General features: G+C 54.7%; 7 protein-coding genes. 2 read left to right on the forward strand and 5 right to left on the reverse strand.

Going from position 1 to position 8,312, the window contains the following annotated elements; genetic code table 11:
* Nucleotide 1: 1 nt before the first annotated feature.
* Nucleotides 2–802: an ABC transporter ATP-binding protein gene (locus ACTIKR_RS19170; RefSeq protein ID WP_442328716.1), complete on the reverse strand. Its 801-nt coding sequence runs from the start codon at nt 800–802 to the stop codon at nt 2–4.
* Nucleotides 799–2,769, reverse strand: a complete 1,971-nt coding sequence (locus tag ACTIKR_RS19175; protein WP_193088337.1) for an AMP-dependent synthetase/ligase — start codon at nt 2,767–2,769, stop codon at nt 799–801. Before ACTIKR_RS19175 ends, ACTIKR_RS19170 begins: the two co-directional genes overlap by 4 nt.
* Before the next feature lie 173 nt (nt 2,770–2,942).
* Between ACTIKR_RS19175 and ACTIKR_RS19180 the strand changes: the two genes are divergently transcribed.
* On the forward strand, nt 2,943–3,611 hold the full coding sequence (locus ACTIKR_RS19180) for a Crp/Fnr family transcriptional regulator (RefSeq protein ID WP_193088338.1): 669 nt from the start codon (nt 2,943–2,945) through the stop codon (nt 3,609–3,611).
* A 264-nt stretch (nt 3,612–3,875) separates the two neighbouring features.
* On the opposite strand, the gene ACTIKR_RS19185 is transcribed toward ACTIKR_RS19180, so the two are convergent.
* The 3 genes from ACTIKR_RS19185 to ACTIKR_RS19195 all read right to left on the reverse strand — a co-directional run bounded on the left by ACTIKR_RS19185 (nt 3,876) and on the right by ACTIKR_RS19195 (nt 6,994).
* Nucleotides 3,876–4,568 carry a YggS family pyridoxal phosphate-dependent enzyme gene (locus ACTIKR_RS19185; protein ID WP_193088339.1) on the reverse strand — a complete coding sequence of 231 codons (693 nt, stop codon included), beginning with the start codon at nt 4,566–4,568 and terminating at the stop codon, nt 3,876–3,878.
* Between the two features lie 54 nt (nt 4,569–4,622).
* A complete protein-coding gene (locus ACTIKR_RS19190) occupies nt 4,623–5,531 on the reverse strand; it encodes a glycosyltransferase family 9 protein (RefSeq protein WP_442328717.1) in 909 nt (302 codons plus the stop codon).
* A gap of 185 nt (nt 5,532–5,716) precedes the next feature.
* The gene (locus ACTIKR_RS19195; protein WP_193088341.1) at nt 5,717–6,994 is read right to left on the reverse strand and encodes an O-antigen ligase family protein; all 1,278 of its coding nucleotides are present in this window, start codon (nt 6,992–6,994) and stop codon (nt 5,717–5,719) included.
* 218 nt (nt 6,995–7,212) lie between these two features.
* Here ACTIKR_RS19195 and ACTIKR_RS19200 point away from each other — a divergent pair, with 218 nt between their 5' ends.
* A complete protein-coding gene (locus ACTIKR_RS19200; RefSeq protein ID WP_442328718.1) occupies nt 7,213–8,088 on the forward strand; it encodes an acyl-CoA thioesterase in 876 nt (291 codons plus the stop codon).
* The last annotated feature ends 224 nt before the right edge of the window (nt 8,089–8,312 follow it).

Below are 8,312 nucleotides of genomic sequence, written 5' to 3' on the forward strand. Positions count from 1 at the left end.
CTCAGAGCTCCACACCCACCGACGCCCGCATCACCTCCTCGTTCGAGCGCACGTCCGACGGCGTACCATCGCCGATTTTTGTACCGTCGTCGAGCACCACTACCCGATCGGAAATGTCCATCACCACGCCCATCTCATGCTCGATCAACACAATCGTCGTACCGAATTCGTCATTGACATCCAGAATGAAGCGGCTCATATCCTGTTTTTCTTCTATATTCATGCCCGCCATGGGCTCGTCCAGCAGCAGCATGCGTGGCTCCATGGCAAGCGCCCGACCCAGGTCCACGCGCTTTTGCAAACCGTAAGGCAGCCTCCCGACCGGGGTTTTGCGATAGGCCTGGATTTCCAGGAAATCAATAATGTTTTCGACAAATTCGCGATGGGCGATTTCCTCTTTTTCTGCGCCGAATATCCGGAAGGCTTGCGAGATCAGCCCGCTTTTCATGCGCAGATTGCGTCCGGTCATGATGTTGTCCAGCACACTCATTCCCTTGAACAGCGCAAGGTTCTGAAAGGTGCGCGCCACCCCCATCTCTGCCGCACGACGCGGCGTCATCCGGCCAAACTGTTTGCCATCGAAGTGGATGCTACCGTCCTGCGGCACATACACTCCGTTGATCACATTGAGCATGGAGCTTTTACCGGCCCCATTAGGGCCGATAATCGCACGAATCTCGTGTTCCTTTACATTGAACGAAATGTCGGTCAGCGCCTTGACGCCGCCAAACCGCAGCGAAATATTCTGCATATCAAGGATCACCTTGCCGATTCTGGCTTCACGTTCGTCACTCATGCTCATGCGGCCTTTTTAAGAGGATCGGATACAACGACGGCAGGGTGAATTTTCAACTCTGCAGCAATTTTCCCGGTTCGTCCATCTTCATATTTCACTTCGGTTTCGATGTACTGACTCGGTTTACCGGAAAACAGCGCATCGATCAGTACACCGTAGCGTTCAGCGATGAAAGCGCGACGCACCTTGCGGGTGCGCGTCAGCTCACCGTCATCGGGGTCCAGCTCCTTGTGCAGAATCAAAAAGCGGTGGATCTGCAGGCCCGATAATTGCGGGTCCTGCGCCACATCTGCATTGACCTTGCCGATGCAATCGGCGATCAACTCATATACTTCGGAGCGCGAGGCCAGATCGGTATAACCGGCATAGGCCAGACTGCGCCGCTCGGCCCAGTTGGCGACGGCTTCCAGGTCGATATTGACAAAGGCCGTGACAAAGTCACGATTTGCACCAAACGCCACGGCTTCCTTGATAAACGGAAAGAACTTCAGTTTGTTCTCCACATACTTTGGTGCGAACATACGCCCGTCACTCAAACGGCCCACGTCCTTGGCGCGATCAATAATCCGCAGTTGCCCCTGAGCATCAACAATGCCGGCATCACCTGTGTGATACCAGCCATCTGCGGTGAACGATTCACGCGTGGATTCGGGATTGCGATAATATTCGCGGAACAAGCCGGGGCTTTTTACCTGCACTTCACCACTTTCGGCAATACGCAATTCGACGCCCGCCACGGGAGGTCCAACAGTGTCGGCAGATACCTGTCCGTCGCTCTGAACGCAAACGAACACCGACGTTTCGGTCGACCCGTAGAGCTGCTTCAGATTGATTCCGATCGAACGGTAAAAGCGAAACAAGTCAGGACCGATAGCTTCGCCAGCGGTATAGGCTACGCGCACCCGGTTCATGCCAAGCGTATTGCGCAGCGGTCCGTAAATCAGAAGATTACCGATTGAATATTTAATACGGTCCAGCGTGCCGACGGCTTGGCCATCCAGGATGCGCCCGCCCACGCGGTGGGCCAGCTTCATGCAGGTATCGAACAGCCATTTTTTGAACCTGCCAGCGTCTTCCATGCGAATGGTCACATGCGTGAGCAAGTCTTCAAGAATGCGTGGCGGCGAAAAATAATACGTCGGCCCGATGTCATGCATATCAATCGCCACGGTCGCTGGCGATTCCGGGTGATTCACCGTAAAGCCGGTGACCAACAGTTGCGTGTAGGAGAACATATTCTGGCCGATCCAGGCAGGCGGCAAATAGGCTAGCACCTCTTCCCTGTCGGTCAGATTTTCCAGCTCCTGAATCACCTGCGCCCGATCGATCAGGGCGGCATGCGTGAGCACCACACCCTTGGGCTTGCCTGTGGTTCCCGATGTATAAAACATCGCGGCCGTATCGTCGGGCTGCACGCGGTTTACTGCATCGGCATAAGCATTGGGTGCGCCTGTTGCGTACTGGTCGCCCAGTTGCTGCAGGTCTTCCCAGGACAGCAGCTGCGGATCGCTGTAATGGCGCAAGCCACGCGGATCGTCATATATGACATGAGCAAGCGTAGGCACCTGTTCACGTACCTCGAACATCTTGTCGACCTGCTCCTGGTTTTCCGCCACGACAACCCGCACGCTCGCATCCTGGAGCACGTAAACCATCTCCTGCGCAACAGCGTCCTGATACATGGGGACGGGAATCGCGCCAACCGCCTGCGCAGCCATCATCGCCATATACAGCCGCGGTCGGTTCTCGCCCACAACTGCAATATGTTCGCCGGGCTGCACCCCGAACTGCAGGTAGCCATTGGCAACGCGCTGTACCTGCGCAGCAACCTGCGCCCAGGTATAGGTCTGCCAGATGCCCAGGTCTTTTTCCCTGAGCGCCGGCCGGGCTCCGCGGACTGCTGCGTGATGCTGCAGCAGTGCAGGAAATGTCTGCGACACGGCGGCACTCGTGCTGTTTACTTGTTGCGGCATGTTGTCTCCTTGCCTGTGTCTTCGGGCGCTGATTTATTTGTTCTGCCCGCCCCGGTCCGGATACCCCGTATTGGCGAAAAGCCCCGGAAATTTTATGTGTTGCTAAGTTAACGGTTTGATTGTAAGCTAACTGTCGCCATCACGACATTCTATGATTTTCTAGGGTAAGTCCTATGTCATCTTTTTCCCCCGAGGCCGCGCAGTGGTTCAATCTGCTCGCGCCCGAGCACCAGCGACGCGTGCTGCAGGATGTAACCGTTGCCCATTATGGAAACGGCGCCCTCATCGCGCGCAAGGGCGAGGCCGCCGATCACTGGATCGGCGTCATGGATGGCCTGATTCGAATTTCAGTGGGTAATGCCGATGGCAAGGTGGCATCCCTTACCGGCATCCCGGTCGGTGGCTGGCTGGGTGAAGGCAGCATCCTGAAGAAAGAATGCCGCAAGTACGATGTCGTGGCCCTGCGCGATTCCTACGTGGCCAGACTGCCGTCCCGAACCTTTGAGTGGCTGCTGGACAATAGCATTCCGTTTAATCGCTATCTGCTGGATATGCTGAACGAGCGCGTGGGGCAGTTCATCGGTCGCGCCGAACATGACCGCCTGCTCAACGCTGATGCCCGCGTTGCCCGCTGCCTGGCCGAACTGTTCAATCCCCTGCTGTATCCCGGCCTGAAACAGCGGCTGGCCATCACGCAGGAGGAAATGGGTTATCTGGCCCGGGTATCGCGCCAGCGCGCCAATCAGGCGCTCAAGAAACTGGAAAGTGAAAAATTATTACAGGTGGAATACGGCGCCGTATCCATCCTTGATCTGGACGGCTTGCGTCGCTACGGCGCATGATCGTTGTACGGTGAGATTCATACCCTCATCGCCTGCATCAGGGTATTTACACCGTGAAATTCATATCGTGATATCTGCAACTTGAGATCTGCATCAGACAATCCACACCTTGATATCAACATCTTATATTGGCACCGAGATATCTGCTCCTCGAGATTAGTGCCGAGAGATACACACTAAGTATTCACGCCAAGCCATTCGCCCAGGTTATTGCACCGGGTCATTACACCGTGAATGTAGCTCACCGGGCTATCAACGTCCGTATCAGCGCACTGGGGGACGCTGGCCGAACAGCGCAGACCCAATGCGCAACTGCGTCGAGCCTTCCTGTATCGCCAGCGCAAAATCGGCGCTCATTCCCATGGACAAAACCGGCAATGTGCGGCCCTGTTCATCCTGGCATTGGTCACGCAACTGGCGCACACGTTCAAAACAGCGCCTGATCCGCTCCTGCTCATGGGTGTTTTCCGCCACCGTCATGAAGCCCTTCACGTTCAGGGTGTCATAGTCGCGAATAGTTTTGAGAAATTGCGGCACAAGCTCGGGCGCCATGCCGGTTTTGCTTTCTTCATTGCTGGACTTTACCTGCACCAACACATCCAGGCGGCGACCGGCCTGCTGCAGCCGTTTGTCCAGCGCCTGCGCCAGCTCCAGCCGGTCCAGCGATTGCAATTGGCTGGCATAACGCACCACTTCCTTGACTTTATTTGTCTGCAGGTAGCCGATGACGACCCATTCGATGGAGGAATCATTCAATGCCAGCGCCTTTTCTTTCATTTCCTGGACCCGGTTCTCGGCAAACTGGCGCTGGCCCAGCGCCATGGCCTGGCGCACGACCTCATGCCCAAAGGTCTTGGAGACCGGCAAAATGCAAACCTGCTGCGGGTCCCTGCCGGCACGTTCACATGCCAGACGTACCTGTTCATTGACGGCGGCAAACTGCTCGGCCAGACTCATTGTGTACCCCCTTGTTGCAGCAGCCTGAATCAGGCCGCTTCCTTGGCATTCATGTTAGTGTCGGTATCGGTGACCGCAGCCGTGTCTGACCGCAATTTGCCGAACGCCCACATCACCTTGTTTTGGCGTGAGCAAAATACGCCAGTATCGGTCGCGCAATCGCCCCCCTGGAATATACCATGGTGAAACAATACGTGAGATGCTCCAGGCCGGTCGCCACGCCCTGGTACGCGTCATGCGGCCGGTCAGCGTTAGCACCGGAATACCGGCAGCCGAAGCCAGATGGCCAATGCCCGACTCATTGCCAATGAACCAGCCCGATTCCCGAATGTAGCATGCGACCCCGGTCAGCCCCGAATTATCCGGCAACGCTGCTCCCACGCCTGTAACCCATTGCCAATCAGCGCGCTCGGCTGGCGACACAATAAAGGCAGGTTCAAAACCCGCCTTTATCAAATCTGTAGCCAATTGGCCAAAATACTTTGGCGCCCAGCAACGCAATGCGCCGGTGGAGGTCGGATGGATCGCCACCCGTCTTGGATAGCGGTTCTTTTCAATGCCGCCTGGCGCGACCATACCGTTGGTATGCGTGCACCCGGTATGTCCAAAGTAATCGCGGCAAAAATCGCGCATTTGATAGGCCTTGACAAAGCCCTTGCCGGTAATGATCATGTGTTCGTCGTATATGACTGCGTTCGAATGTTTTTGGGTCAGATCGAACGGCCAGCCTGGATGCATTTGTATGGCCCGATCGAAGCCGCTGAGCGCTGCATGCGCCTGCTGCTCCGTCAACGACCGATGAATGGCAAAACTCGGAAACCAATCGCGCAATTGCCAGATATAGTCACTAAAGATGGACACCTGAGCGCCATTGTTACGAAAATTATTGGCAATCACCATCATAAGCAAGGAATCGCCCAGACGCGGCGCCATCAAAATGGCTACCTTTTCTTGTTCGCCCATATATGTCTTTCAATCCCCATGATCAGACAACATGGCTATTGTACTGTTGTCTGATTTGCCACATGACACCACAATACCGGGCGCGCCAAAATACCGGGTGCGCCAAAAGTGACAAACGTGCCGAAGCCCCGATCTGCCGCCCCGGCATGACGTATTTGACAAAACCGCGTAAAAACTTACCCTGATTAATGTTCAACACCCCGGATTCTTGTGGACAGGGCCAGATACACCGCCACGATCACGGTATAGAACCCCATGGTGCGCAAACCGCGGAACATCAGCTCCGAGAGCCCGAAGACGGCAAAGCCGACACAGACTGCAGCCCCCATTGCCGCGTAGGTTCGCAATTCCTCATTGGTTGTGCGCAACATTCGCTTGATGAAGACGGCAGCCGGCGCAAAGTAAAGCAAAAAAAGGCCCAGCACCCCAAACAATCCGTAACTGCTTAACGCCTGCAGCCAGTCGTTATGCGGTTCTCCCCATTGATTGGCCACCACTTCGGAAACCAGCCCGCGCTGCACGCCGTCCGTTTTCATGAATTCGGAAAAATAGTTGTTGGCGCCGGACCCAAACAACGGATTCTCTTCCCAAATAGCAATGGTTGAACGCCACAACTGCAGACGTATGCAGATTGAAGACAACTTGGTGCGGTCCGTGGTGATACATTCCTTGAATTCTTTCTCGCCCAGTTGCACCCGGTCCTTGATACCGGGTATGGTCAGGGTGACGGCTGCAGCCAGCACCAAACCAACCAGAAACACGCCGGCCAGCTTCATGCGATTATTTTCCCGCATATGGATCATGATGCCAAACAGCAGAAAAAAGGGCACCGCCACCCAGCCGCTGCGCGTTTGAGTAAGTACAAACGCCGCAATACCCAATATCCCCAGAATGATTTTGAGGATCTTTTCTGTTCTGGCAAAACGTGTAAACGTCACATTACAGGAATACAGCGTGATCACGCTGAGCAGAAAAGTCAGATCGCCATAGCCCACGGCATTGTATACGGCACTGGTTTCCGGTCGAATGAAATCGGGCAAGGCCAAATAGACGATGAATACAATAGCAAACACCAGGGCTGCGTATACACCGAATACAGAATAGGATAGCCAACGGCGAGGGACATAGCAGCAAGCAGCGACAAGCAGGGGCAGGCCGGCGGAAAAACGCAGTGCCTTTTCAAATCCCGCGCCGTCACTACGGTCATTGACCAGTTCAGATACCACGACGGCCACAACAAAGACAGCACACAGGGCGAACAGCCACGAAAACGTCTTGAGCCGGAAGGTACTTTGCGCCGGGCGCAACGCGACCACAATAAACAGCGACAAAACCAGCAGGAAATAAAAAAGCGGACTGGGGACGCTTTGTGTGCTCATGACGGCAAGTGGCATTGCCACCAGCGCCAATATGAATGTCAGAAAAACAGGGCTTGCCAATTTATTCTGGATGAAATGTGGCATTCGGTGTTCCTTTTCCGTAAAGCATATGACAAAGTGCGGACTTTGCGTCATCGGGATTATAAAACGGGTTATTAAGCCTCGTCCAAATTTGTATCAAGCTGCAAAAACTATTGGCTGCAATTGCGCGATACGGCCATAATAATCGGCGATCGGCACGCTGCCGCCCGAACTCTTCTGCTAGAATCGGACTTTCCTCTCATTTGTCAAAATGACCATCTATGGATAATCAGAGCGTACTGCCAGACCTTATTGAGCAACTTCAGGTCGAGTCACTGGGTAATGATGTTTTCAATGGTATCAGCACCGACATCTTTGGTACAGGCCGCATTTTTGGCGGGCAGGTGCTGGGGCAGTCTCTGATGGCAGCGTCGCTGACGGTCAGCCCGGGTCGGGCCGTGCATTCGCTACACTCGTATTTCCTGCGTCCGGGCGATACCAGCAAACCGATACGCTTCGAAGTGGAACGCACCCGTGACGGCGGCAGTTTTTCGGCCAGGCGCGTGATCGCCTCGCAACTGGACCAGCCCATTTTCATTATGAGCAGCAGTTTCCAGGGAGAAGAACCGGGTTTTCAACACCAAACCCCTGCACCCGTCGTGACACCACCAGACTCCCTGAAAAATGAAAAACAACTGATTGCCGACATTGAGCAGAAGCTGCCCAAACGCCTGGCCAGTCTGGTCGGGCGGGATTTTGCCATTGAGATGCGGCCAGTCGAGCCCAGCCATATGCTTAAACCGGGCAATTACGATCCGCAGGCCCACATCTGGTTTCGCGCCGCAGACAAACTGCCCGATAACCCGCTGCTGCATCGCGCCATGCTTGCCTATACATCAGATTTCTACCTGCTGTTTACTTCCCTGCTGCCGCATAACCAGACGCCCTTTTCCATAAGCATGCAAATGGCCACTATTGACCATGCCATCTGGTTCCACCGCCCGTTCCGTATGGACGAATGGCTGCTCTACTCCCTGGAATCGCCGAGCGCCAGCAATGCCCGCGGCTTTTGCCGGGCGCACGTGTACAACAGCAAGGGAGACCTGATCGCTTCCACCACCCAGGAAGGGCTGATACGCAAGATAGAGGAGCACTAATTTTCAATCCCGTTTTGCTACGGTTCCTAATGACTCACATGACGTGGTCCGTACGCTGAAAATTACAATGGCCTGACGAGCCATGGGACAACTTTCTCTGGTCCCTAATCAACGCGCCCTTTCGACACAACGACATTGGACACATTTCGTCCTGATTTCTGATTGAACGTCACTTTAACTGATATTACTTTGGGAACAAGGGTTCCAATTTTGCGGCCCTCGCT

Origin of the sequence: Advenella sp. (assembly GCF_052108595.1) — a bacterium.
Taxonomy (GTDB): Bacteria; Pseudomonadota; Gammaproteobacteria; order Burkholderiales; family Burkholderiaceae_B; genus Advenella.